This window comes from Bacillus sp. OV166, from assembly GCF_900177675.1.
In the GTDB taxonomy this organism is placed as follows: Bacteria; Bacillota; Bacilli; order Bacillales; family Cytobacillaceae; genus Neobacillus.
This window is the reverse complement of record NZ_FXWM01000001.1, coordinates 6,418,355-6,442,290: the sequence shown is the minus strand read 5'-3', so window position 1 is coordinate 6,442,290 and position 23,936 is coordinate 6,418,355. Positions and strand designations below refer to the sequence as shown.

The window sequence follows — 23,936 nt, the reverse complement described above, 5'->3', positions numbered from 1 at the left end:
GTCCTAAAGTGTTTTGTTCAACTAAACTGCCTAGTTAACGAAGTATGATGTTTATTCTTTAAATTTTCTTCCATGATGTTCATATCATCTTTAAAATACTCGGTGATAACCTCTTTTTCTCCAAATAAAAACAGCTGATCTCCTTCATGGATTTCTTCGTTGTAGATGTTTCTTCTAATCTTCAATTCACCTCTTTTAATAAAAATGACAACAAACTCAAGCCGTTCATGTTCTTTTATCACTTGATTTATCGTTTTGAAAGAGAGAGAGGAGTCTTTATAGATATGCAGATTTAGTAGATAATCTTCCTTGTCTGTTAAAAATACGTCCCGGATGGGCAAATCACCAAGCTCAATATTCTGTTTCATTTTTTTATGAAATAATTTCGATAATAATTTCTGGATGCATGCCAGCTTTAATACCCCAAAGACTAGCAGGACACCACCTGCTACAAATAAAATGTGATTCATTCTAAGATCGTCAGAAAGGAAATTGCTAATTGATGAAATAATCACTGCAAGTGAGAAGGCTCCAAACAGGATCAGGAAAGTGGCAAGTTTTCTTCGAATGGGGTGACCTAAAATAAGCTCGGATTCTCCTGTAGTAAAGCCAGTGCCAGTCATTAAAGATATGACCTGAAACCTTGAAATCTCCAATTTGAGCCCTGTTAACCGAAATAAAACCACGTAAATTTCGATAACGGCTGTAATGATGATGAAATAGATGAGTAAAAAAAATAAATTCATTTTACCACCTCAAATGGTCAAAAAATTAGCTGGGGCAGTAACGTGCCCCAACCGATTATCACTGCATTTTCTCATTAAAAAATTGAACCGAATACATAGCCCCTTCGCTGACCATATTATTGTCTTCTAGATCATGTGGGTGCGGGTGTCCTCCTTTTTCAATAGGGAGTGTTTCACTTTTATCAAAAGGAGAAGGTTTAATTTTACGTTTCCAGTCTCTTAAGACACTTTCTGCTTTTACTCTGTTTGGTTTAGAAGATAACCACATCGCTACAGATGCCCCCATTCCAACCACAACCAATGATGTAATAGGCAAAACTCGTTTCATATCAAGACCTCCTTTAGATTTTAACAATCTCTTAAAATAGGACTTCATTTCAACTAAGTTCTATTAATCCTTTCATACCCGTTTCCTTACATTTAAAACCTATTTCTAATGTTTCATTTTTTTAAAATGAGGGGATTTAATTAGGAAAACTTTTATCAAAAGGAGATTCTATGGAGAAAACTATCGGACCGAACAAATGGAAGTGGTATCAATTTGACAAAAACGACAGGGAACGAATAGAACCAATTATTGAAAATGGTAACTGCGGGAGCACCGGATGGCTGGAACAGCTGCAGGAACATAAAACAAACTTCTTACGGATAAAAACACTTGATAATGGAAAGAAGGTTGTGACCGGCTCACTTATTTATCAGCAAAATTTTGAAGAGGAACTAGATTATAAAATCTTTCATTTTTATGTAAGTACGGATCAATTGATTACAGTTGATCTGATGCTGTCTTCCTTTAAACATATCCATACGGAGGACCTACTCAGGCTCATTGATCGAACGGAAAACCCGGTTGATGGCTTTTTAATTTTTTTGGGAGAACTTATGAATGAAATGTTGTTTGAGATCGATCAATTTGAAGATGCGTTAAAAACACTAATCTGGAGTGTCCGGAAACGAAATGAAACGAGTATTCTTGAAAAAATCTATACGCAAAGGCATGAACTATTAGTCTGGAAGAATCTATTAATCCCGATAAAAGAGTTAAAAATGGGGATAGAGGAGATCAATCTAAATGAGGTAAGCACGGGAGATATTTTTAAGACGACGTGTAAACGGATTGACCGGGCGGTTGAATTGCTTAATGAATATGAACATGAACTTGATTCAATCATTAATTTGGAGGAAGTCATCTCCTCCCATCGTGGAAATGAAATTATGAAAACCTTAACGGTCATCACAACGATCTTTACCCCAGTCATGGCGTTTGGGGCATTATGGGGGATGAATTTCAAGCATATGCCGGAACTAGAATGGAAGTTCGGCTATATAATGTCCGTCGTTCTAATTATAGCCTCAACCATCCTACTTTATGGATTTTTGAAATTTAATGGCTGGACCGGTGACCTATTAAGAGGGAAAAAGAAAGGCTCGTTTTTTAAATAATGGGTTATGTTAAAGCTTATTGTTGATTTTGGCACCCTGTTGATTGGAGCGGAAGGCGCGAAGACTCCTGCGGGAGGACGGGGCAGGGGAGACCCCGCAGGAGCGCAGCGACGAGGAGGCTCCCCGGGCCGCCCGCGAACCGCACGCGCCTGGAGCGGAAATCAACAGGCAAGTTTAACAAATTCAAATAATGGAATGATTGCCTTGATAGAAAAGGATTTCTATAGATGATAGATAGGTCAGAAGTAACAAATCTATCAAAAAGAGTTTAGGTTCCTACAAAGGGTGGTACAACATAATTAAGGTTACAAGTTAACCTGAAGTAAAATTTTAAAAATTAAAAGGAGGAAAATCAAATGGCAAAGAATACTAGTGAGACAATCAGTAGGGAAGAAGCAGGCCGTAAAGATGATACTACTTTTAAGAAACCCGAACAAGATGCATATCAGGAATTTGAAAATCCGCAAAGTGACGAATCCAATTCTAGGCAGTTTAATGAAGAAATGAGGCAGCCAGATAGAGAGGGCGATTCTAGGAATTTCAATCAAGAGATAAGACAGCCAGGAAGAGAGGCTGAGTCTAGAAATTACAACGCTCAAGAGATGAGACAGCCTGGTGACGATCTCAATTCCAAGAATTATAGACAAGAACCTTATCAAGAGACTGAGAAAAAGGATAAGAACGCCAATTCTAACAATCAGGAAACAAAATCGAATCTATAAGTCGGCCTAACTTGTAAGGAACTATAAAAATATAATTGAATGATAAGGATATGACGAGTGAATAATCACTCGTCATGTTCGCGTTTTAAATTCGACTTGTGCCAGGCCTCGTTTCTTTCATGTGATTGTCCAAACAAAAGTAACGGCCCCCTATAGAGGACCGTTACGAGGATGTTGCTGCTATTGGAGCGGATCGGGAATCAGATTTTCTTCTTCCAGTTGCTGAGTACCGGTTTTCATATTACTCATTTCCTTGCCGAGTTTCTTCATTTCACCTAAATCCCGTGCCATAGAGCCATTATTGTTTTTTTCTACTGATGGGGGTACGGATAATAGCTTTAATTCTTTCAGCATATCGAGTGCTGCACTACGGACCTGGAGCGGGACGGTATCATTTTCTTCAAAGTCGGCTTCCTCGAAATGAACGAACATACCGCCCTTTTCGGAGGTGGCCGTTTTTACGTACAGTGGGTAGGAAGCTCCTGTCACATCACTCATGATATGCAATCGATACGTGGAGTTCCCTAAATACTCCACTTGTTCAAATCCATAATCCTTAAACTGTTGAAGCATTGTCTCTTTATCCATTGCGTCTCCTCCTATTTGAAAAAATGAGTATACAACGATTCCTTGCTACCTTGTGTATACCCCTTTTTTTTCGTTTGAAACATGAAAGAGAGTAGGATTATGCACCTATGCTATATGATTCATTATTTAGCTAGCAAAAATTGGTATAATGTTACATAACAAGTAATTCTTCGAATAGCGAAGAAACCGTTTAGGTGGGAAAATGAATGGAAAAAGCAAATCAAATAGTAGAATATGTTCAAACGAATCGGGAGCAAATTTTAAAAGAGTGGTCAGAAAAACTAATCCTTATGGATGAACAAAGAGCAGCTAATTTGATATCAGAGAAAGTCTATATCAACATTTGCAATGATTATATAAATTTACTAATTAATGGTTCTACCAATCAACAGAAAAATAGTGAAAGCAAGATCAGTGAATTTACTCAAAAAGTAGTTCAACTCGGCTGGACATTAGGTTTTATTATGGACAGTTTAAGTGAATTTGGAAAAGTTGTTTTCTTTCCCATGGCAGATAAGACTTCAGAAAAGGAACAAGTTGAATTTATTTTGGATTATGACAAATGGATTAGTCCAATCAACGTTGCCGTGTTTAATCAGTTTGCGGAAACTTGGCAAAGAACGGTATCCTTACAAAAAATTGCGCTTCAAGAGCTATCTGCACCGCTTATCCCGATTTTTGATAATATTACGATCATGCCGTTAGTTGGAACCATTGACACAGAAAGAGCAAAGTCGATTATGGAAAATTTATTACAAGGGGTTGTTAAGCATCACGCCCAAGTTGTCTTAATTGATATCACAGGAGTTCCTGTCGTAGACACGATGGTTGCTCACCATATTATTCAGGCATCCGAAGCCGTAAGATTAGTAGGAGCAAAATGTTTAATCGTTGGGATTCGTCCAGAGATTGCACAAACAATCGTTAATTTAGGAATTAATTTAACTCAAGTCATGACAAAAAATAGCTTACAAAAAGGAATTGAGGCTGCCTTGGAAATGACGAATCGAAAGGTCATATCAACGGAGGAATAATAATGGTCGCTAGAATACCTATACTAAAGTTATATAACTGCCTGCTTATTTCTATTCAGTGGGAACTTGATGATCAAACGGCAATACAATTTCAAGAAGATTTGCTTCATAAAATCCATGAAACAGGATCGAATGGTGTCGTCATCGATTTAACGTCTATCGATGTGATTGATTCGTTTATTGCAAAAGTACTAGGCGATGTTATTAGTATGTCCAAACTGATGGGGGCAAAAGTAGTTTTAACTGGCATCCAACCAGCTGTAGCCATTACATTAGTTGAACTAGGAATCCATCTTCAAGAGGTGCTTACAGCACTAGATTTAGAAAAGGGGTTAGAGACACTACAACGGGAGTTGGGGGAGAAAGCATGGAGAACGAATCCTATGTGAAAATTATTACCGAATGGGATATCGTTGCAGCTAGGCAACTAGGCAGAAATGTTGCCAAAGAGCTTGAATTTGGTACAGTTGACCAGGCAAGAATCACGACAGCGATTTCTGAGCTTGCACGTAATATTTATTTATATGCAGGGCAAGGTGAAATACGGATTGAACGCATAAATGGACGTGATAAACGTGGGATAAAGGTGATCGCTGCTGATAATGGACCAGGAATTCAGGATATTAGAAAAGTGATGGAAGATGGATATTCTACATCAGGTGGGTTAGGAGCGGGATTACCGGGGGTTAAGCGCCTAATGGATGAATTTGATATTACCTCTTCACTAGAGGAAGGTACGATTATTAAGACGGTAAAATGGACTCGTTAGGAGGATGCTAGCGTATGGAAATTTTCAAATCAAGGTATCGGCATTTGCTTCGCAGTTATCTGAAAGAATCATCCGAAAAAGCGTTGTACCAAGCACAACTATTTAGTAGAAAATCGATTTTACAACAGATTTCTCCTGAGGAAATTGTCAGTTTACATAGTGAAGCGTTGAAAGAAATTTTTCCGGATATTCAAAAAGAGGTCTTATTGTCCTTTGATTTTCTTTTAGAGGTGATGATGGACTATGGCTTAGCCTATCAGGAACATCAAAGCATGCGGGATCAACAGCTTGAAATTAAATCGGAAATAGAAATTGCGGCAAGCATTCAAGAAAATTTACTAGAAACATCTATTCCTCAAATGGACGATTTAGATATTGGAGCAACAAGTATTCCTGCCAAACAAATGAATGGGGATTTTTATCACTTTATTCAAGAGGGGCAAAATATTCATATAGCCGTTGCAGATGTAATTGGTAAAGGAATACCTGCAGCCATTTGTATGTCGATGATCAAGTATGCAATCGATAGTTTACCAGAGTCTAGGAAAAGTCCTCACTTTGTTTTAGAAAGTATAAATAGAGTCGTAGAAGATAATCTGGATGAAGGTATGTTTATTACCATGTTCTATGGGATGTACGATGCAGTTAACCATTCCTTTACCTATGGAGCAGCAGGGCATGAACAAGGATTCTATTATCATTCCGTTACGAATTCATTTGAGGATCTCGTGACAAAAGGTCTAGTATTAGGCGTGGACCAGAACTTTACATATGAGCAGTATCAAAAACAAGTGGAACCCGGGGATATGATTGTCTTATTATCGGATGGAGTGACGGAAGTAAGAACAGAAGATGGTTTTATCGAACGTTCGGTGATAACTGACTTAATTCAAAAATATAAGCAATTAACCGCCCAAGAAATGGTGGAACAAATTTATCGTGATTTGGAAAAGATGCAGAACTTTAAAATGAATGATGATTTTACGCTAATTATTTTTCGAAGAAATGTTTAATCTTCCATGGGTGTGGGTATGTACATAAAAATAGATTAAATTCCTGAGGTGATAATGAATGGATTTAAAAGTTGATAAACACGAAAATAATAGGAAGACATTCGTTTTTGTTGCAGGAGAAATTGATGCATACACTGCACCAAAGCTACGAGAGGAATTATTACCACTCGCTGAAGAGCAAAACCAATCACTGATCGTCAGTTTAAAAGATGTGTCATATATTGATAGTACGGGCCTAGGTGTATTTATTGGTTTATTCAAACTAATAATGAAAAATGATGGTGAATTAAAGCTCGTGGACTTGTCGGATCGCTTGGAACGGCTCTTTCAAATTACAGGTTTAAGTAATATCATTGATATTTCTACGAACTCAGAGGTGGGGTACAATGAAACAATTAGTTGACTATATTGAAGTGAAAATGCCTGCTAAGCCGGAATATGTAGGGGTAATCCGATTAACGTTATCAGGAATTGCCAGCAGAATGGGATACGCATATGAGGAGATTGAAGATTTAAAGATTGCCGTCAGTGAGGCATGTACGAATGCCGTTCAACATGCTTACAAAGATAATGCCGGCGGAGAAACAATTGTTGGATTTGGAATTTATGAAAATAAACTAGAAATTATGATTGCTGATAATGGAGAGAGTTTTAATTTTGAACAGACAAGGGACAAACTAGGCCCATATTCCGCCTCAACTACAACCGACCAACTGGTAGAGGGAGGGTTGGGTCTATATTTGATGGAAACGCTCATGGATGAAGTCCATGTATTTGATAATTCCGGAGTTACGGTCTTCATGGTGAAGTATTTAAGTGGGGAGCGTGTAAGTCATGACACAACCATTTCGAGCTATGAAGAGAACTAAGGAAGAAATCAACGCCCTAATCAAAGACTTTCAGCTAAATGAGAGTAAGTCAGCTCAAGAAATATTAGTAGACCACTATACTCCGCTAGTCGGAAGCCTTGTGATGAAATATTCAAAAGGCGGCAACTTTCATGAGGATCTCATGCAAATAGGAATAGTCGGGCTATTGGGTGCAATACGAAGATATGATCCGGAACTTGGATCATCCTTTGAAACATTTTTAATACCAACAGTTATTGGAGAAATCAAACGTTACTTAAGGGATAAAACATGGGGAGTCCATGTACCGAGACGGGTAAAGGAATTATGGACGAAAATAAAGACAGTTGTTGATGAACTGACCAATAAACATCAAAGGTCACCAAAGATCCATGAAATTGCCGAGCATTTGGACGTGTCGGAAGAAGAAGTATTAGAAGCGATGGAAATGGGGAAAAGTTATCAAGCTGTATCTGTGGATCGTTCGATTGAAACGGGCTCAGATGGCAGCACGGTTACAATTCTCGACACTATCGGATCGCATGACGATGGTTTCAAAAGAGTCGATCAAAGGCTCTTGCTTGAGAGTGTTCTGCATGTTCTATCAGAACGTGAAATAGAAATTCTCCGTTATACATTTATCGATAATAAGAGTCAGAAAGAAACAGGAGAGTCTTTGGGGATTTCTCAGATGCATGTATCTCGACTTCAAAAAAAGGCGATTCAAAAATTACGACAGGCACTAAACAAAGAGGATGCCAATACAGGAGTAACAAATGCTTGAACTTGAATCAAATCAATATATTCAAACCTTAGTGTATCAGATTCAAAAGGAAGGTAATGTGTGTAACGGCGATAGTTTTTTTATTAAGACAACGGATAATTACTTCATTTGTGCCGTTGCGGACGGTTTGGGAAGCGGGATATACGCACATGCCTCGTCTAACGCGATTCGGGAAGTGGTAGAACAATACCATTATGAAGAGGTCGATGTATTAATCGATTATTGTAATAAAGTCCTTAAGGATAAAAGAGGTGCAACCGTATCTCTTTTTAAGGTAGACTTTTTACTTAAAAAAATTACTTATAGCTCCGTAGGAAACATTCGCTTTGTTCTTTATTCGCCCTCAGGTCAATTTTTCAATCCAGTCCCTGTCTATGGATATTTATCTGGAAAGCCGCAAAAATATGGAATTGAAACGTTTACGTATGAAAAAGATGCGAAGTTTATTATGCATACGGACGGGATTTATATTCCCGCCATTAAACATTTATTATCAAGTATTCGATCGATTGAGGAGATGTCGAATCATTTAAAAATGTATACCAAAACACGGAATGATGACTTAACCTATATTATCGGTCAACTCTTGTAACCTACTATTATAAGCGTAACAAAACACGTATCCAACCGTTTTTGGATACGTGTTTTGTTTTTTTCGTTCACAGTGCCTGTGAGAGAGAAAAAGGGCATCAGCTGTAAAGCTGACACCCTTTTTAAAAGATAAGAAACTTTTTGAACATAGATAACTGTCTAGCTTCAGCGCCTAGGGGCTCGGGGTCATAAGCCAATCCGTCAAGAAGGTTAAAGAGCAACCTTCTCGCCGGCTCGTCTTATGCCTGTCGCCCCTGAGCAAGGAGCTTACGCTTTTCTATTTATTCTGCCAGATAGGCTTCGAGCATCCATCGGTGCTTTTCTAAGGACGTGCGAATCGCAATGAACAGATCAGCCGTAGGTTGATCATCGTTGTCCTCGGCCAAGGTGATTCCCTCTGTAAGCTCGGTGCAGACGGTGTTAAAATCATCAGCCAGTGCTTGGATCATTCCCGCGGCATTTTCGTCGCCTGTGGCTTCCTTGATGGAAGAGACCTGTAATTGCTCCTTTAGTGTCGCCGTTGGTAAATTGCCTAGTGACAGCATTCTTTCAGCGATGGTATCAAGATGGAGTGCCGACTCCTTATACAATTCTTCAAATTTAGGATGCAGGGTGAAGAAATTTTCACCTTTTACATACCAGTGGAAGTGGTGCAGCTTCATATAAAGAACTGAGAAATTAGCGACCTGAGTGTTGAGAGCCTCTGTTACTAAACTATTTTTTTCTTTTACCTTTGCCATCTTCATTACCTCCGTTTAGTGGAATAGTGTTGATATCTATTCCATACCCCGTACTACATCGTTTGAAACCATATAAAAAATTTTTCCAAGAAAGTTTATCGAAAGGCGTAGGTGACTTTTCCCTCAATTGCGGGGGGCGGGCATCTTTTTTTTAGGAGCAGGATTAATCTTCGTATAAATCGGGTATTACCCCATAAGGGTATCTAGATAAAATTATGGGGGAGAACAACGTTATGAAAAAACGGAGAATGGAATTTGTTTTTGTCATTATGATGATTGCTCTAGCATATTTGGTGTTTTTTACAGACGTTCCTTTCCTGCCGAAAATGTTATCAATGGCATTCTACGGCGTGATTATCTTGATTACAGTGTTTTCCTTGATGCTGGAAAATCGGACGGCACAAAACACGCTTTTGTGGATACATATACTAGTGCTTTTACCGGTACTCGGATATATCATCTATGTCTATTCCGGGCAATTATTTTTAAAAGGTTACCTCTTTAAAAGTAAGCGCATCAAAGATCGTGAAGTGTTTGAAACAATTAGTAGGGAAAAACAGAAAGTCGAGTTTTCGCAGCTTAATCATCACCAGCATCATTTCGCTCACTATTTGGATCGGGCGACCTGCACACCAACGAATACCAACACGAAGACAAAAATATTAAAAAATGGCGAGGAAACTTTTCGAGAAATGAAAAGTGCGCTTAAGAAAGCAAACGATTTTATCCATATGGAATACTATATCTTCCGAGATGACCGATTAGGCAGTGAGATCATCGACATCTTAATCAAGAAAGTGCAAGAAGGAGTAGAAGTTCGCCTTATGTACGACGCGATGGGAAGTATCACACTTTCAGGTGCCGCTATTAAAAAAATGAAGGAGGCCGGAATCATGGTCCATCCTTTTTTGCCAATTAAAAGCGGCCTTTATAATCAAAAGTTTAACTTCCGTAATCATCGAAAAATCGTTGTCATTGACGGTAAGGCAGGATTTGTCGGCGGACTGAACATTGGGGTCGAATATCTTGGTGAAGACGAGGAAATCGGATTTTGGTGTGATACACATGTCGTCCTGGAAGGGGAAGCAGTCCAAACATTGCATGCCGTTTTTTTATTAGATTGGAGGTATGTTAGTGGGGAAATGTTGGTTATGGACGAACGCTATATGAAACCCATACCTGCCGCTGGAGATGGTTTAGTTCATGTCGTCGCCACCGGTCCCGAAACCGAACGGATGAGTGATCATTATTATGCGTTGATCTCATGTGCAACAAAATCGATTTGGATTGCATCGCCGTATTTTGTCCCTAATCAAGCAATTCGAACAGCACTAAGGATTGCTGCCAAAAAAGGGATTCAAATACGAATTATGGTGCCTGACACCAATGACGGTTTTCTCACCCAATATGCTTCACGGTCGTATTTACCTGAACTTCTGCGTTCTGGAATTGAAATTTATGCGTACCAAAAAGGGTTCCTCCATAAAAAGGTGATGATTGTTGATGGGGACCTTGCCACAATTGGAACAGCCAATATGGATATGCGCAGTTTTCGTCTCAACTTTGAAGTGAATTTATTTTTAATAGGCACAGATTCCATCCAAGACCTAGTGGCCCATTATGAGGAAGACCTAGAGGATTGCCTGAGAATTCGCCCAGTCGAATTTTACAAAAGAGGATTTACTGAAAAGGCAAAAGAATCATTTGCTCGTCTATTTTCGGGAATTTTATAAAATTTCTAATATAGAAGAAAAAAAAAAGGGGGAAACAAACATGAAACGAAATCATACGATGATGCAATTTTTTGAATGGAATGTAGAGCCAGATGGTACGCATTGGAATCGCCTGAAGGAGTTGGCTCCCGAATTGAAAAGGAAAGGAATCGATTCGGTTTGGATTCCACCGGTAACAAAGGGTCAATCAGGAGAAGACCAAGGATATGGTGTATATGATCTGTATGATCTAGGTGAATTTGATCAAAAAGGGACGGTCCGCACGAAATATGGAACGAAGCAAGAGTTACTGGATGCGATTGCAGCGTGTCAGGAAAGTGGGATGGATGTCTATGTAGATGTGGTCATGAATCATAGAGGGGGAGCGGATGATACAGAGCTATTTCAAGTCATTGAAGTGGAACAGGATGACCGAACAGAAGAAATTTCTAATCCGTTTGAAATAGAGGGGTATACGAAATTCACCTTCCCAAATCGAAAGGACGAGTACTCAACTTTCAACTGGGGATTTGAACATTTTAATGGAATAGATTACGACGCAATGACAGATAAAACCGGGATTTTTCGGATTGTAGGGGAGGGTAAAAAGTGGAATGACCATGTCGATGATGAATTTGGAAATTACGACTATTTAATGTTTGCTAATATTGACTTCAATCATCCAGATGTGCAAGAGGAAATGATCCAGTGGGGGAACTGGCTAGCCGATACTTTACAATGCAATGGTTACCGTTTAGATGCGATTAAACATATTGATTATCATTTTATTAAAAGTTTTGTAGATAATGTAAGGCAGGAGCGAGGAGAAGAGTTTTATGTTCTAGGTGAGTTTTGGGTCCCGGAACTTGAAGCATGCCAAACATTTTTGGAAAATGTTGATTTCAAACTGAATTTATTTGATGTTCCGCTTCATTATAAATTACATGAAGCGTCTAAAGCGGGTGCTGATTTTGATCTGACAACGATTTTCGATGATACATTAGTGAATGTGAATCCAGAACATGCGGTCACTTTTGTGGACAATCATGATACCCAACCAAACGAAGCCCTTGAATCATGGGTGGAGGATTGGTTTAAGCAGAGTGCTTATGCGCTTATCCTGCTTCGCCAAGATGGACACCCATGTATATTTTACGGAGATTATTTTGGCATTGGGGGAGAAGAACCAATCAAAGGAAAACAGACAGCGATGGATCCGCTCCTTTATGCTCGTTACCATAAAGCCTATGGTGAACAAGAGGATTATTTCGATGACCCCCATTTGATTGGATGGGTCCGTCTGGGGCTTGAGGAAATAGAGACTTCAGGCTGCGCCGTCCTCATTTCCAATCAGGACGAGGGCGAAAAAAGAATGTTCGTCGGTGAAGCGCGGGCTGGAGAAGTATGGGTCGACCTAACAGGAACGAGAGACGATCATATAATAATTGAAGAAGATGGATTTGCCACCTTCTTTGTTAACGGTGGCAGTGTCTCGGTTTGGGCTCATTCTGAACAAGCCGAGGAATAGTTGCTATTTTAAAATAAGAATCAAAAAGGAAAGCACCTTATTGTTTTAAGGTGTTTTCCTTTGTCTAAAAAATGCTACATAAAAAGAGACTGCATGATTAGCAGCCTCTTGAGTGAAAGTTATCCAATTATAATTATGCTGTATGTCTCATACTTTTAAAAATGAAGCCAACGATTAATGTGAGAATAATGGCTCCTATGATAGCTGGAATAAGATAAAAACCGCCAACTTCAGGTCCCCAATCTCCTAATAGGAACGATCCGAGAAAAGCACCAATAAATCCGGCGATGATATTTCCAATTACACCTCCAGGTATATCACGTCCAATGACAAGACCACCTAACCACCCGATGATTCCTCCGATAATTAAAGACCAAATAAATCCCATGAAAATTCATCCCTTTCAAATTTTAATGTGAATCTACTAATGTAAGTACCCGTTATTTCAATGGACAAACCTTTTTTTGTAAAAAAATTCTATCCGCTATAGTTTTAGAATTTTGCGTTAAAGGGTATGTACCCATTAAGAAAAGAAAGGGAGGGAAAAACATGTTATCAGAGAAAGATCTGCTTTTTTTAAAAGATAAATTAATCAAAATCAAAAATGAAACAATCGAAATGTTAGAGTCCAACCCGCCATTAACGTTTGAAGACTTTGGGGAGTTAACCAGCTATGACAATCATTTTGCTGATACCGCCACTGAATTAGAGGAAAGAGAAAAACAAATGCTGTTAATTGAAAATGCAAAAAGCCGCCTCGAAGAAGTGAATGAGGCGTTAGAGCGGATCACTAATGGAACCTATGGAGTTTGTGTCGAAACAGGTGAGGATATCCCTTATGACAGACTTGAAGCCCTTCCTTATGCGAAACGAACTGTGGAAGCGCAAGAAAAACTGGAAGACGAGACCATCCCAAGGCGTCAGGGAGATCAGTCATTTTCCACGCCGAAGGAAGATGAAAGAGGAGATAAACGCATTCAAACAGCGGATGAGCTCCAGTACCTGCACGGCAATTCATCGTCTTAACTGACGGGAAAATCGTTAGGGAGAACAGTTAATTTTCATAAAAAAGGTTTCAACTTTTTAAAAAGGGTTATATATCAAATAGAACAACAAGATGCATTTCAACTTACTTACAAAATCAAGATGGTCACACATTAAAAATTGAGGAGGAAGTTAAAATGACACAAGTAAAAATAGTAGAAAATGGACTTCAAGCAAAAAAGGAAATTGAACAATTTTTAAATCAAGGGTTCGAAAAAGATGAGGTCTACTTATTGGCCCACGGCAAAGAACGTTCAGAAGATTTGTCAGATGCACTGGATACCAATGAAATTGGGGTAAACGAGCAAGGCGTCTTTGATTCAATCGCAAATGTTTTTCGCTCACGCGGGGACGAACTACGCTCTAAAATGGAATCCTTAGGATTAACCGATACAGAAGCACAACAATTTGAAAAAGAATTGGACAGGGGACGCGTATTGGTGGTCGCTGCAAAATAAAAGTAACACAGTTTTACTAGGTTAGTATAATGATAGGAAACAAAAAGGAACTTTCCTTTTGTTTCCTATCCCTTATCATATGAAGAAAGGGGTAAGGTGGATGAAATTTTCAAGAGTGAACTTAGGTGATTTTTTTGGAGGAAACATCAGAGCCCGGCGCAAAATTAGAGTAGATCATAGTTGGGATTCAAATTTTGAAAATCCGATCATACACAAGGAAATACAGGGCGAGAAAGTATATGTCCCATTAAATCTAGGCAGGGTTTGGAATCAGGTAAATTAATGGTAAGTGCGTGGTTTATGTATTTTTGTACGGTATTAGAAACCGAGGTCGTATCAAGAGACCAGATAAAGCAATAAAAATTCGCCTTCGAATCGAGTCATTAGGAAGGTGAATTTTTTTTTGAAAATGTGTTTATTTTTTAAAAATGGATACAAAAGGAAACTTTTCTGACCTTCTTTGTGATAGAATAAACATTGTGTGAAAAAAGGAGGTTACCGAGTGATAAATGATTTTGGGCAAATTGCCGTGTTAAGTATCCTGTCTCATTTAATTTTTATAACGATTTCCTGGTGGGCCCTACAAGCAATCCGTTTAGAAAAATTGCTGAAACCCAACCATGTATTTCAGGCGCGCTTACTTTACATATTATTAGCAATTTTCGTCGGATCATCTGTTAGTAACTTTTTCCTTGATTATCTCCAATGGTCTAGACAACTACCTTTGATCATGCAAAATATACAATTGGTAAAAATTTAGGTCTTCGTACATGTTCCAATTTGTTAATAAATTGAGTACAATCGTCTTTATGTGGAAAAATAACTTCAAATGAATTGTCATAAAGTTTGGAACTTGTCTAAAAGTGACGACATTTCCCAAGTATGCTACTCCTCTACATGGTAACAATGGTAATGAGGGGGAGTAGAGATGAAGAGAAATCGTAAGATCCTTTTGAGCGTGATAACAATCATCAGTTTAATCCTGGTTGTTATTGGGAACCAAACTGAAGCAAACGGTGGCGGAATCGGCTCCATTTTTCAAAAAGAAATGGACTTAACGAAAATCGGCTCTATTTTACAAGCCGAAGATATTTTGCTCGATGATTGGACTTTTTATGCAAGAGAGCATTTGGATGGCCTAAAAAGTGAGCAGGAAGTTAAGGAATATGCTAAAGAGCTTCAAACGAAGTTTCCTGATTGGGAATGGTCTGTAAAAAGTACCAGCGAAAAGTGGGAAGTAACGGCAGTATCTCCAACGACTAAACACCGCATAGAAAAGCTTCAAATGATGGCAACCCACACAAAACAACCGGTTAATGCGTATATAGTATATAGTATCAGTGGTAAAGAGTGGAACAAGTCTACCGAGGCCTATTTCACGACCCGTCAATTTAAATCTAGGCTGTCTGACATATTTCGAGGGAAACCAACAATTTTCTCTTGTATGAAAGGTACGGTCGGTGATAAGATGGATACGGCTTTACCCAAGACAGCGAATCATTTGCTGTCCGTATTTAAGGCAAAAGAAATCGAAGCGTTAAAAGAGGAGACATTCATGTCTGTTTCGGCGAACTCGCCGATGTTTAAAGGCTCCATAGAAGATCAAAGAGATAACATGAATTTACAAATTGGCATACGCTCCGAAGGATTGGGCGGTAAGACTACCATCGTAGTTGGCACACCAATCATTACGATTGAATATTAATATAGAGAAAATGGACGCGGAGGGGAATACTCTTGGAAAAGATTATCGTCCGCGGCGGAAAAAGGCTTGATGGAACTGTTAAAGTAGAAGGCGCAAAAAATGCTGTCTTGCCTGTACTCGCTGCAACATTATTAGCAAGTGACGGAAAAAGTGTAATTCGTGATGTACCTACACTCTCCGATGTATACACAATTAATGAAGTTTTACGCAACTTAAACGCTGAAGTGTCGTTTGAAAACAATACAGTCGTAGTAGATGCATCCAGAGTGTTAAAGGATGAGGCGCCGTTCGAATATGTTCGAAAGATGCGCGCGTCTGTGCTTGTCATGGGATCATTACTCGCTCGAAATGGCCGTGCACGTGTGGCCCTGCCGGGTGGCTGTGCTATTGGATCCCGTCCTATCGATCAGCATCTCAAAGGCTTTGAGGCCATGGGAGCGTCAGTTAAGGTAGGAAACGGTTTTATTGAAGCGGAGGTTAATGGCCGCTTAAAAGGTGCAAAGATTTATTTGGATTTCCCAAGTGTTGGGGCTACCGAAAACATTATGATGGCTGCAACTCTTGCGGTTGGTACGACCATTATTGAGAACGTGGCAAAAGAACCAGAAATCGTTGACCTTGCAAACTTCTTGAATAAAATGGGCGCTAAGGTTCGCGGCGCTGGCACTGGGACCCTTCGTATTGAAGGTGTGGACGTGTTATTTGGCGCAGAACACCATATTATTCCTGACCGAATCGAAGCGGGAACCTTTATGGTAGCTGCCGCGATTACAGGCGGAAATGTATTGGTAAAGGGCGCAGTTCCTGAACATTTATCTTCTTTGATTGCAAAAATGGTTGAAATGGGTATCACAATCCGTGAGGAAGAAGATGGTGTTCGTGTCATCGGAACCGATCGTTTGAAGGCTGTCGACATCAAAACGATGCCGCATCCAGGTTTCCCAACCGATATGCAATCACAAATGATGGCGTTATTGCTTCGCGCAAACGGCACCTCGATGATTACAGAAACTGTGTTCGAAAACCGTTTTATGCATGTTGAGGAATTCCGCCGCATGAATGCCGACATCAAAATTGAAGGCCGTTCTGTTATTTTAAATGGTTCTTCCAATTTACAAGGTGCGGAAGTGTCTGCAACAGATCTACGTGCCGCTGCCGCATTAATTTTGACTGGTTTGGTTTCTGAAGGCATGACACGCGTGACCGAGTTGAAACACTTAGACCGCGGCTACGTGGACTTCCACGGCAAGCTAGCAAGCCTGGGAGCCGACATCGAGCGTATTACTGAAGCAGACGAAATATTCACAGAAGTCCAAGACTACGTATCGGACATGAACGCTTAGTTTCTTCTAGTAGGAAGCTTAGCACGGATTTGGTGGGACAGAAATGTCTAGCCTAGGATCAAATCTTAACTATAAAGTTGAACAAACACAAAACAACGGGCCCTGATGTAGAATCAGGGCCTTTTTTATATTTTCCGGGAATCGTGGCGTGGCGCGCATATGGTGCGTGTGGTGTGAGTGTACGTGTAGTGTGGACATTTGTGTTTGGATGGTGCCTGACACCATGGAAAGACATTTGTCCACGAGCGGTGCCTGACACCAGTTTCATTATTTATATAAAAAAACCGTAATAAATGCTTGTCCGCCTCCATATGTATTAATTGAGACGCAACCCGCCTGTGCTGTAGGCGGGGTTGTGAATTTGCAAACTGGAGGCACTATCATGAAAAAAATCAAACCTTTCGTCGTACTAGCAGCAGTCCTCATTGCCTTGACATTAATTATTCCCGCAGTTCTCGTGTTACCGTTCTCGGATGAGCATCGGGCGAGTGGAAAGTTAGGCGAGGATTTAACCAAGACCCCGGCCAAAGAAACCAAAGCGGTGCCCACTTCTTCCGATCCGGCCGTCGAAGTTGCGGTGTTCCGTACCTCAAAATCCCAAATTGAGAATGTACAATTAGAAGATTACCTCGTTGGTGTGGTAGCAGCTGAGATGCCGACAGAGTTTAAGGAAGAAGCCCTGAAGGCCCAGGCACTAACAGCGAGAACATATATCGTGAAAAGGTTATTAAGTAAGGATACGCTCGGCGTCCCTAAAGGTGCGCAGGTAACGGACACCCAAATCCATCAGGTTTACATGAATGATGATGAACTAAGAAGGGAATGGGGAATGGAGTACGACGCGAAAAGGAAGAAGGTTTTAAATGCTGTTCGGGCAACGGCTGGGCAAATTTTGGCCTATGATGGTGAGCCGATTGATGCATTGTTCTTCTCCACTAGTAATGGTTATACGGAAAACTCGGAAGATTATTGGGCAGGCAACATCCCATACTTAAGAAGTGTATCCAGTCCATGGGATAAAAATTCCCCGAAATTTAACAGTCAAAAGGTAATGACGGTTCATCAGTTTGAAGCGCGGCTTGGAGTGAAGCTCGGTTCGGGGTCAACGATTGGAAAAATTGTCGACCGGACAGAGGGGAAACGTGTCGGCAAGGTTGAATTTAATGGAAAGGTTTTGAGCGGGCGCGATATCCGCGATAAACTGAATCTGCGGTCATCTGACTTTGCCTGGAAGCGTAAGGGCGATAATATTGTGATTACCACCAAGGGATTCGGTCATGGCGTCGGAATGAGCCAATACGGGGCTAACGGAATGGCAATGGAAGGGAAGAATTATAAGGAAATTGTGAAGCATTATTATCAGGGAGTCGAGATTACGTCGGCGGATCAAATGCTAGATACGGTTACTGCGAAGAAGTGAATATGTGGGGAGCCAGGCTGGGTTGGGAAGATGCCTGGCTTTTTTTGATGGGATTTTAGGTGGGAGGAGTTGAGGTTGGGTGGGTTCGACAGTAAAAGAGGGAAAGTGGACAGTAAACCTAGGGAAGTGGACAGTAAAGGTTAGAAAGTGGACAGTAAATCCTTGGAACCGGACAGTAAACTGTTCAAAGTGGACAGTAATCGAAAGCTTTTTCTAAAAAGTGTAATTAAATAGGATTTACGAAAAGGAAAATAGCTTTAAAAAGTGTTCCTTCTAAATAAAGGAGCTTGGGTTAGAAGGGAAATTGGAAATTTTTGTGGTTTTGATGTGGTTCGACAGTAATAGTGGGAAAGTGGACAGTAAACCAGTTTTTCGAAAAAAAGGAAGAAATAATTTTCAAAGTAGTGTCGATTTTTGCAGGAATTTGAGGAGGAAGAAAAGAAATATAGAAAAAAAAGGAAAGGAATGATGCGTTTGTTTTGTAAAGAGTGCACGATGTCATTAAGAATCCAGAAACTAGAAGTTCTCCTTCAAGGCGGGAGGCTGCCATACAACCATCCGATTTATCCTGAAGTAGTGGCGGAATATAAAAGTAGGATGGCTGGCTATCGGGGGGAAAAGTCCCTGGTCTTTCACCTAAGCATGCTTCCCGATGAAAAATACTACATTTTCCACGGTATACGACTATTATATCATGGTTACTATTTTCAAATTGATTACTTAATCCTTTGTTCAGCATTTGCCTTAGTTCTTGAAGTGAAAAATATTAGCGGGGAGTTGAAATTTGAAAAAGACTTTAACCAGACTACTTGTAAAAAGAACGGGAATGAGGAAAGAATCAAAAACCCTGTATTACAAGCAAAGCTCCAGGCGAAGAAACTGAAAGGATGGCTAAAAGAGCATAATTGTACGGAAATACCAATTCATTATATTGTTGTAAACAGTAATGAAAAAACCACGATCACATCATCCTCGGGAAACGAACAGATCACTCGGCATATTTGCAATAGTGAGGATTTAATAGACAAAATAGATCAAATTGCAAATTTTAATAAGCAGGAGAAATTAGATAGTAAAGAGATGAAAAGAATAAAACGGCTTCTCCTCGCAAAACACACTCCCGAAAATCCAGATATTCTTAAACAATTCAACCTATCTCCATCAGAACTCCTCCCGGGCGTAAAATGTCCCATCTGTATCTATGTACCTATGAACTTACACCATGGAACATGGTGCTGTCCAAAATGTAAACTGAAATCCAAAACCGCCCATATACCAACAATCAACGATTATTTTCTGCTGGTAAAGCCTTCAATCACGAATGCGGAGCTGCGGGAGCTCCTTCAAATTGATTCGACTAGTATCGCAAGTAAATTCTTAACCTCAATGAAATTACCTTTTACAGGAACATATAGAAACCGGGTCTATCATCAACCACCAAACAATCAAAAATAACCACCGCAAAAGTTGCAATGGCTACACACGCCCCAGTACCTTCCTAAGCCGCGTAAACTTCCCTTTAAACAATGCCCCTCTGATAAAATAAAAACAAACCAAGATCCCTGTGAAGTCTTTTACAAGGTCAAATAGCGATGAAGAGCGATAGGAATAGAATGATTGGTGGATTTCGTCGCTAATGCCGTAGAGGGCAGCGAAGACTGCGCAGGCTATATTCAACGCCGGTGTGAAGGCGTGGCGGCGAGTTAACATCGCTAGCACGAGCAAAACATACAAAATCGCGAACTCTATTAAATGCAACGATTCCTTTATAAAGTGGTCGACTTGGGAATCGGGCAGCTTTACAAAATGATCCGCTGGCAGACTCGACATAATCCAAATGGCCGCCATATAGGCAAACGGGAGCACCCGCCACACCCATTTTATGATTTTCATGAAAATTTCCTCCTATATCGTAAAAACACTTTTAAAATAATTTTTCACCCTTCATGCATAAAAACATAAACACTGTTAAAAAATAAGTTCAAAAAAATTTTTTTCGCTCGTGTATATAATTCTACTTATCTGTTCAGAATGATTGCTGAGGTGATGAAAATGAGAGAGGAAGAAAACAAACGATCTTCTCAAAGTTCCAGCGTAAAACGCTTTTTCAAAAAGCGTTGGGTATTTCCAGCCATCTATATTGCAAGTGCAGCACTCATTCTGACCGCAGTACTATGGTATCAATCGAGCAACAGTGCGACAGACAAATACGATTACAAATCCACTGATATTGCCGGTAAAAAGAACCAAGAACCAGCGATTGAAGTTAGCAAAACACTTGAAAACTTCAAAATGCCAGTGGAAAATGCGGATGCAGCCGTCGTTAAAACGAAATTCTATGATTTCAATGGAAAAACAGAAGACCAGGAAGCGGCATTGGTATTTTATAACAATACCTACCAACCAAACACTGGAATCGACGTTACCATGAAAGATGATGAGTCCTTTAATGTCGTTGCAGCATTAAGCGGTACGGTCACACGAGTTGATGAAGATGCAGTCCTTGGGAATGTCATTGAAGTGGAACACGACAAAGGTATTGTAACACAATATCAATCCGTAAAAGACATAAAGATCAAGGTTGGCGACGAAGTAAAGCAGGGACAAGTTCTTGCCACGGCTGGACAAAGCTTGTTCAATGAAAAAGCTGGAACACATGTACATTTTGAAATTCGTAAAGATGGAATTGCTGTAAATCCCACTAACTATTTTAACAAATCGTTAAGCACGTTACAGGAAGCAGAACTTTCGAATGATAAAGCAAGCGAATCAGTAGAGACTCCACAAATGAAGGAAGAACAACAAAAGATTGAAGACCCAGCAAACTCTTCCGACCAAGAAACAAATGTGGACGAAGAATCATCTACTTCTACAAAAAATACAAATTCATAATATCGTTACAAAGGGGAAGGGGAATTCTTTCCTCTTTTTTTTGTCCTTATTTTCACAATTACCCATTTTATGTATATTAACGGTATAATTAATAATATTGGTGCCTGACACCTGGTTAGTGTCCGCCTACCGAGGACAAATTACTAGAAGTGTCTTTTTGTGGTGCCTGACACCATTCATATTAAGGGAGGGATTTGCTTGAAGAAGTTGGTAGGGACCATGCTGGTGATGCTGCTGTTTGGGGTAGCTTTGGCTGGCTGTAGTAAGGAACCAACGCCACAGGATCGATTTTCTAAGTACATAGCTTTGTGGAATGAGCAGAAGTTTGATCAGATGTATGATTATCTTTCAACGGATGCCAAGAAAAAAATCACTAAAGAAGAATTTACGAACCGCTATCATAAAATCTACAAAGACCTTCAGATTACTGACCTCAAGATTGACTTCAAAAAACCGAAAGAGGATAAGCAGGCAGAAAAAGAGCAAGCCCAATATTCTTTAAACGCCAAAATGAATAGCATTGCTGGGTCTATTCAATTCACCCAGAAGGCTAAGTTGCAAAAAGAAGAAAGAGACGACAAGAGGAATTGGTATGTAGACTGGAATACTGAGTTCATTTTTCCAAAATTGCAGGAAGGCGATAAAATCGGGATTAGTACGGATGCGCCGCAAAGAGGGGAGATTCTTGATCGCAATGACATCGGGCTGGCGGTGAATGGTCAGGTGTACGAGGTTGGGGTGGTTGCGGGGAAGGTGACGGACCAAGTGTTGGAACCGTTAGCCTCTCTGTTAAAAATGAGCCCGGATCAAATCAAGAAGGCGATTACGGCGAGCTGGGTTAAGCCGGAGTTGTTTGTGCCGTTGAAGCGGGTGTCGATGCAGGATGAGGAGCGGATTGCCCAGTTGATTGCGCTCGAGCCGGTTCAAACGAGGAAGGTGGAGGCACGGATTTACCCTTATGATCAGGCTGCGGCGCACTTGATTGGTTATGTTGGGGCGATTACGGCGGATGAGTTGGAAAAGTTGAAGGATAAAGGGTACACGAGCAGTGATATGATTGGAAAAAGAGGGCTCGAGCAAGTGTATGACGAGCAGTTAAAAGGGAAGCCCGGTGTGCAGATTACGATTAAAAAGAAGAATGGTGACGCCGAGGTGCTCGCTGAAAAGCCGGTCGAGGATGGAAAGAATGTCAAGCTGACGATCGATGTGGATGTTCAGGCGGCGATTTTTGATGAACTTGGCAAGGAAGCCGGCACGGGTGCGGCAATAAACCCTATGACGGGTGAAACGCTGGCGCTTGTAAGCACGCCTTCGTTTGACCCGAATCAAGCGATGCTTGGCTTCTCGGCGGCTGAGTGGAAGGCGCTGCAGGATAATAAGCAACAGCCGCTCTCAACGCGGTTTAAACAGGCCTATGCGCCGGGTTCGGTCATGAAGCCGATTACGGCAGCGGTGGCGTTGTCGAGCGGGGCGATCACGCCGGAGCTGGCGGTGCCGATTCTAGGGTCGAAGTGGCAAAAGGATAAATCATGGGGCGGCTATTTTGTGACGCGGGTCCATGGCGGCAGCCCGATTAACCTTGAAAAAGCATTGGTGTTCTCCGATAATATTTATTTTGCTCAGGCAGCGTTGAAAACGGAGAAGGATGCGTTTGCGGATGGGCTGAAGAAATTTGACTTTGAGGAAGATTTGGCGTTTCCGTTTCCGTTGGAAAAATCAACGATTGGTGCGTTGGATCGGGACATCGCGCTGGCGGATTCCGGTTATGGCCAAGGGCAGATTCAGATGAGTATTGTTCATTTGCTGTCGACGTATACGCCCTTTGTGAACAATGGCAGTATGATTAGGCCGATTCTTTTGGCGGATGAGCAGAAGGGTCAGGTGCTGAAAGAGGCGGTGGTTTCGCCTGAACACGCCGGCGTGATTGCGGCGGATTTACGGAAGGTCGTTGCTGACGCTGCTGGGACGGCCCATGCTGCCGATATTAAGGGATATCCGTTGGCTGGTAAAACGGGGACGGCGGAGATGAAACAGAAGCAGGGCGAAACGGGTACTGAAAATGGCTGGTTTATTGGTTACAACACGGAGTCGCCAAGTTTGATGGTGACGATGATGGTCGAGAACGTCCAGGGCAGGGGCGGTTCGCTGGTGCCCGTGAAGAAAGTGAAGGAGGTTTTTGAGTTGGTGCGGTAATTGGAGGGTGGATCGGTTGGTGTCAGGCACCACCATGTGGACTTTTAAATAGATTTGAGATTACACCTAGGCGGCTAGGTGTTTTTCTTTGTTTTGAGTTAATTTTTAGTTGGGGGTGTTTGCGGGAATACCTATTTACTGTCCAACTCCCCGACCATGCTTCAATTTTCAGAGGGACCCACCTGGACAATTCAGCGAGCCATATAAGTAAACCAGGAAGACAATTATTCGCCCTCATTACGGTGTCAGGCACCAAAAAATCAGGGGTTTTTTGTTGGTTTTTACCAATAGAAAGTGGAAATAAGATATTGAAATATGGGATGTCAGCCACGATAATAAATATGATAAATCTATTAATGGAGA

28 protein-coding genes are annotated in these 23,936 nt (G+C 40.7%); 22 read left to right on the top strand and 6 right to left on the bottom strand.

Going from position 1 to position 23,936, the window contains the following annotated elements; genetic code table 11:
• Positions 1–17: 17 nt before the first annotated feature.
• On the bottom strand, positions 18–746 hold the full coding sequence (locus CCK98_RS31495; RefSeq protein WP_088090179.1) for a hypothetical protein: 729 nt from the start codon (positions 744–746) through the stop codon (positions 18–20).
• 58 nt (positions 747–804) lie between these two features.
• Entirely contained in the window at positions 805–1,074 is a 270-nt protein-coding gene (locus CCK98_RS31490; RefSeq protein ID WP_088090178.1) for a hypothetical protein, read from the bottom strand.
• 170 nt (positions 1,075–1,244) lie between these two features.
• Between CCK98_RS31490 and CCK98_RS31485 the strand changes: the two genes are divergently transcribed.
• Both CCK98_RS31485 and CCK98_RS31475 read left to right on the top strand, forming a co-directional pair.
• Complete coding sequence (locus CCK98_RS31485; protein WP_088090177.1) at positions 1,245–2,189, top strand: magnesium transporter CorA family protein; 945 nt, start codon at positions 1,245–1,247, stop codon at positions 2,187–2,189.
• Between the two features lie 356 nt (positions 2,190–2,545).
• The gene (locus CCK98_RS31475) at positions 2,546–2,911 is read left to right on the top strand and encodes a hypothetical protein (RefSeq protein ID WP_088090175.1); all 366 of its coding nucleotides are present in this window, start codon (positions 2,546–2,548) and stop codon (positions 2,909–2,911) included.
• A gap of 180 nt (positions 2,912–3,091) precedes the next feature.
• Here CCK98_RS31475 and CCK98_RS31470 read toward each other — a convergent pair whose 3' ends face one another.
• A complete protein-coding gene (locus CCK98_RS31470) occupies positions 3,092–3,499 on the bottom strand; it encodes a hypothetical protein (RefSeq protein WP_088090174.1) in 408 nt (135 codons plus the stop codon).
• A gap of 206 nt (positions 3,500–3,705) precedes the next feature.
• Between CCK98_RS31470 and CCK98_RS31465 the strand changes: the two genes are divergently transcribed.
• The 8 genes from CCK98_RS31465 to CCK98_RS31430 are packed head-to-tail and all read left to right on the top strand — an operon-like array spanning position 3,706 to position 8,539.
• Positions 3,706–4,533 carry an STAS domain-containing protein gene (locus tag CCK98_RS31465; protein ID WP_088090173.1) on the top strand — a complete coding sequence of 276 codons (828 nt, stop codon included), beginning with the start codon at positions 3,706–3,708 and terminating at the stop codon, positions 4,531–4,533.
• 2 nt (positions 4,534–4,535) lie between these two features.
• Positions 4,536–4,922: an STAS domain-containing protein gene (locus tag CCK98_RS31460; RefSeq protein ID WP_373408518.1), complete on the top strand. Its 387-nt coding sequence runs from the start codon at positions 4,536–4,538 to the stop codon at positions 4,920–4,922.
• Positions 4,901–5,302: an anti-sigma regulatory factor gene (locus CCK98_RS31455; protein WP_088090171.1), complete on the top strand. Its 402-nt coding sequence runs from the start codon at positions 4,901–4,903 to the stop codon at positions 5,300–5,302. The genes CCK98_RS31460 and CCK98_RS31455 overlap by 22 nt, the downstream gene beginning before the upstream one ends.
• A gap of 14 nt (positions 5,303–5,316) precedes the next feature.
• Entirely contained in the window at positions 5,317–6,315 is a 999-nt protein-coding gene (locus tag CCK98_RS31450) for a PP2C family protein-serine/threonine phosphatase (RefSeq protein WP_088090170.1), read from the top strand.
• A gap of 58 nt (positions 6,316–6,373) precedes the next feature.
• Entirely contained in the window at positions 6,374–6,718 is a 345-nt protein-coding gene (locus CCK98_RS31445; protein WP_088090169.1) for an anti-sigma factor antagonist, read from the top strand.
• Positions 6,702–7,184: an anti-sigma B factor RsbW gene (gene rsbW / locus CCK98_RS31440; RefSeq protein WP_088090168.1), complete on the top strand. Its 483-nt coding sequence runs from the start codon at positions 6,702–6,704 to the stop codon at positions 7,182–7,184. Before CCK98_RS31445 ends, rsbW begins: the two co-directional genes overlap by 17 nt.
• On the top strand, positions 7,150–7,947 hold the full coding sequence (gene sigB, locus CCK98_RS31435; protein WP_088090167.1) for an RNA polymerase sigma factor SigB: 798 nt from the start codon (positions 7,150–7,152) through the stop codon (positions 7,945–7,947). The genes rsbW and sigB overlap by 35 nt, the downstream gene beginning before the upstream one ends.
• Entirely contained in the window at positions 7,940–8,539 is a 600-nt protein-coding gene (locus tag CCK98_RS31430; protein ID WP_088090166.1) for a PP2C family serine/threonine-protein phosphatase, read from the top strand. Before sigB ends, CCK98_RS31430 begins: the two co-directional genes overlap by 8 nt.
• Positions 8,540–8,819: 280 nt before the next feature.
• Here the strand turns inward: CCK98_RS31430 and CCK98_RS31425 are convergent, their stop codons facing one another.
• Positions 8,820–9,278 carry a Dps family protein gene (locus tag CCK98_RS31425; protein WP_088090165.1) on the bottom strand — a complete coding sequence of 153 codons (459 nt, stop codon included), beginning with the start codon at positions 9,276–9,278 and terminating at the stop codon, positions 8,820–8,822.
• A 233-nt stretch (positions 9,279–9,511) separates the two neighbouring features.
• Here CCK98_RS31425 and cls point away from each other — a divergent pair, with 233 nt between their 5' ends.
• Positions 9,512–11,011: a cardiolipin synthase gene (gene cls, locus CCK98_RS31420; RefSeq protein WP_088090164.1), complete on the top strand. Its 1,500-nt coding sequence runs from the start codon at positions 9,512–9,514 to the stop codon at positions 11,009–11,011.
• Between the two features lie 40 nt (positions 11,012–11,051).
• Complete coding sequence (locus CCK98_RS31415; RefSeq protein WP_088090163.1) at positions 11,052–12,518, top strand: alpha-amylase; 1,467 nt, start codon at positions 11,052–11,054, stop codon at positions 12,516–12,518.
• A gap of 133 nt (positions 12,519–12,651) precedes the next feature.
• Here the strand turns inward: CCK98_RS31415 and CCK98_RS31410 are convergent, their stop codons facing one another.
• The gene (locus CCK98_RS31410; RefSeq protein WP_088090162.1) at positions 12,652–12,906 is read right to left on the bottom strand and encodes a GlsB/YeaQ/YmgE family stress response membrane protein; all 255 of its coding nucleotides are present in this window, start codon (positions 12,904–12,906) and stop codon (positions 12,652–12,654) included.
• A 161-nt stretch (positions 12,907–13,067) separates the two neighbouring features.
• Here CCK98_RS31410 and CCK98_RS31405 point away from each other — a divergent pair, with 161 nt between their 5' ends.
• From CCK98_RS31405 to CCK98_RS31370, 8 genes are all read left to right on the top strand, one after another.
• Positions 13,068–13,544 (top strand): TraR/DksA C4-type zinc finger protein, encoded by a 477-nt coding sequence (locus CCK98_RS31405; protein WP_088090161.1) that lies wholly within the window; start codon positions 13,068–13,070, stop codon positions 13,542–13,544.
• Between the two features lie 155 nt (positions 13,545–13,699).
• Positions 13,700–14,020, top strand: coding sequence for a general stress protein (locus CCK98_RS31400; RefSeq protein ID WP_088090160.1), 321 nt, complete (start codon positions 13,700–13,702; stop codon positions 14,018–14,020).
• A gap of 502 nt (positions 14,021–14,522) precedes the next feature.
• Positions 14,523–14,780, top strand: a complete 258-nt coding sequence (locus CCK98_RS31390; protein ID WP_088090158.1) for a DUF1146 family protein — start codon at positions 14,523–14,525, stop codon at positions 14,778–14,780.
• 168 nt (positions 14,781–14,948) lie between these two features.
• The gene (locus tag CCK98_RS31385; protein ID WP_088090157.1) at positions 14,949–15,725 is read left to right on the top strand and encodes a YwmB family TATA-box binding protein; all 777 of its coding nucleotides are present in this window, start codon (positions 14,949–14,951) and stop codon (positions 15,723–15,725) included.
• A gap of 32 nt (positions 15,726–15,757) precedes the next feature.
• A complete protein-coding gene (murA, locus tag CCK98_RS31380; RefSeq protein WP_088090156.1) occupies positions 15,758–17,068 on the top strand; it encodes a UDP-N-acetylglucosamine 1-carboxyvinyltransferase in 1,311 nt (436 codons plus the stop codon).
• 382 nt (positions 17,069–17,450) lie between these two features.
• A complete protein-coding gene (gene spoIID, locus CCK98_RS31375; RefSeq protein ID WP_088090155.1) occupies positions 17,451–18,488 on the top strand; it encodes a stage II sporulation protein D in 1,038 nt (345 codons plus the stop codon).
• A 79-nt stretch (positions 18,489–18,567) separates the two neighbouring features.
• Positions 18,568–18,705, top strand: a complete 138-nt coding sequence (locus CCK98_RS35795; protein ID WP_179195987.1) for a hypothetical protein — start codon at positions 18,568–18,570, stop codon at positions 18,703–18,705.
• 278 nt (positions 18,706–18,983) lie between these two features.
• Positions 18,984–19,943, top strand: coding sequence for a nuclease-related domain-containing protein (locus CCK98_RS31370; RefSeq protein WP_179195986.1), 960 nt, complete (start codon positions 18,984–18,986; stop codon positions 19,941–19,943).
• A 21-nt stretch (positions 19,944–19,964) separates the two neighbouring features.
• Here the strand turns inward: CCK98_RS31370 and CCK98_RS31365 are convergent, their stop codons facing one another.
• Positions 19,965–20,381 carry a VanZ family protein gene (locus CCK98_RS31365; protein WP_088090153.1) on the bottom strand — a complete coding sequence of 139 codons (417 nt, stop codon included), beginning with the start codon at positions 20,379–20,381 and terminating at the stop codon, positions 19,965–19,967.
• A gap of 159 nt (positions 20,382–20,540) precedes the next feature.
• Between CCK98_RS31365 and CCK98_RS31360 the strand changes: the two genes are divergently transcribed.
• The gene (locus CCK98_RS31360; protein ID WP_088090152.1) at positions 20,541–21,380 is read left to right on the top strand and encodes a M23 family metallopeptidase; all 840 of its coding nucleotides are present in this window, start codon (positions 20,541–20,543) and stop codon (positions 21,378–21,380) included.
• A gap of 198 nt (positions 21,381–21,578) precedes the next feature.
• Complete coding sequence (locus CCK98_RS31355) at positions 21,579–23,573, top strand: penicillin-binding transpeptidase domain-containing protein (RefSeq protein ID WP_088090151.1); 1,995 nt, start codon at positions 21,579–21,581, stop codon at positions 23,571–23,573.
• Positions 23,574–23,936: the final 363 nt, after the last annotated feature.

Bases quoted from the DNA above. Each gene is read 5' to 3' on its own strand.
- CCK98_RS31475 (WP_088090175.1), top strand. From the start codon at position 2,546: ATGGCAAAGAATACTAGTGAGACAATCAGTAGGGAAGAAGCAGGCCGT.
- CCK98_RS31465 (WP_088090173.1), top strand. From the start codon at position 3,706: ATGGAAAAAGCAAATCAAATAGTAGAATATGTTCAAACGAATCGGGAG.
- rsbW (WP_088090168.1), top strand. From the start codon at position 6,702: ATGAAACAATTAGTTGACTATATTGAAGTGAAAATGCCTGCTAAGCCG.
- CCK98_RS31365 (WP_088090153.1), bottom strand. From the start codon at position 20,381: ATGAAAATCATAAAATGGGTGTGGCGGGTGCTCCCGTTTGCCTATATG.
- cls (WP_088090164.1), top strand. From the start codon at position 9,512: ATGAAAAAACGGAGAATGGAATTTGTTTTTGTCATTATGATGATTGCT.
- CCK98_RS31445 (WP_088090169.1), top strand. From the start codon at position 6,374: ATGGATTTAAAAGTTGATAAACACGAAAATAATAGGAAGACATTCGTT.
- CCK98_RS31360 (WP_088090152.1), top strand. From the start codon at position 20,541: ATGAGAGAGGAAGAAAACAAACGATCTTCTCAAAGTTCCAGCGTAAAA.
- CCK98_RS31490 (WP_088090178.1), bottom strand. From the start codon at position 1,074: ATGAAACGAGTTTTGCCTATTACATCATTGGTTGTGGTTGGAATGGGG.
- CCK98_RS31400 (WP_088090160.1), top strand. From the start codon at position 13,700: ATGACACAAGTAAAAATAGTAGAAAATGGACTTCAAGCAAAAAAGGAA.
- CCK98_RS31415 (WP_088090163.1), top strand. From the start codon at position 11,052: ATGAAACGAAATCATACGATGATGCAATTTTTTGAATGGAATGTAGAG.
- CCK98_RS31460 (WP_373408518.1), top strand. From the start codon at position 4,536: ATGGTCGCTAGAATACCTATACTAAAGTTATATAACTGCCTGCTTATT.
- CCK98_RS31385 (WP_088090157.1), top strand. From the start codon at position 14,949: ATGAAGAGAAATCGTAAGATCCTTTTGAGCGTGATAACAATCATCAGT.
- CCK98_RS31455 (WP_088090171.1), top strand. From the start codon at position 4,901: ATGGAGAACGAATCCTATGTGAAAATTATTACCGAATGGGATATCGTT.
- CCK98_RS31485 (WP_088090177.1), top strand. From the start codon at position 1,245: ATGGAGAAAACTATCGGACCGAACAAATGGAAGTGGTATCAATTTGAC.
- CCK98_RS31430 (WP_088090166.1), top strand. From the start codon at position 7,940: ATGCTTGAACTTGAATCAAATCAATATATTCAAACCTTAGTGTATCAG.
- CCK98_RS31425 (WP_088090165.1), bottom strand. From the start codon at position 9,278: ATGGCAAAGGTAAAAGAAAAAAATAGTTTAGTAACAGAGGCTCTCAAC.
- CCK98_RS31450 (WP_088090170.1), top strand. From the start codon at position 5,317: ATGGAAATTTTCAAATCAAGGTATCGGCATTTGCTTCGCAGTTATCTG.
- CCK98_RS31405 (WP_088090161.1), top strand. From the start codon at position 13,068: ATGTTATCAGAGAAAGATCTGCTTTTTTTAAAAGATAAATTAATCAAA.
- CCK98_RS31370 (WP_179195986.1), top strand. From the start codon at position 18,984: ATGTCATTAAGAATCCAGAAACTAGAAGTTCTCCTTCAAGGCGGGAGG.
- CCK98_RS31470 (WP_088090174.1), bottom strand. From the start codon at position 3,499: ATGGATAAAGAGACAATGCTTCAACAGTTTAAGGATTATGGATTTGAA.
- CCK98_RS31410 (WP_088090162.1), bottom strand. From the start codon at position 12,906: ATGGGATTTATTTGGTCTTTAATTATCGGAGGAATCATCGGGTGGTTA.
- sigB (WP_088090167.1), top strand. From the start codon at position 7,150: ATGACACAACCATTTCGAGCTATGAAGAGAACTAAGGAAGAAATCAAC.
- spoIID (WP_088090155.1), top strand. From the start codon at position 17,451: ATGAAAAAAATCAAACCTTTCGTCGTACTAGCAGCAGTCCTCATTGCC.
- CCK98_RS31495 (WP_088090179.1), bottom strand. From the start codon at position 746: ATGAATTTATTTTTTTTACTCATCTATTTCATCATCATTACAGCCGTT.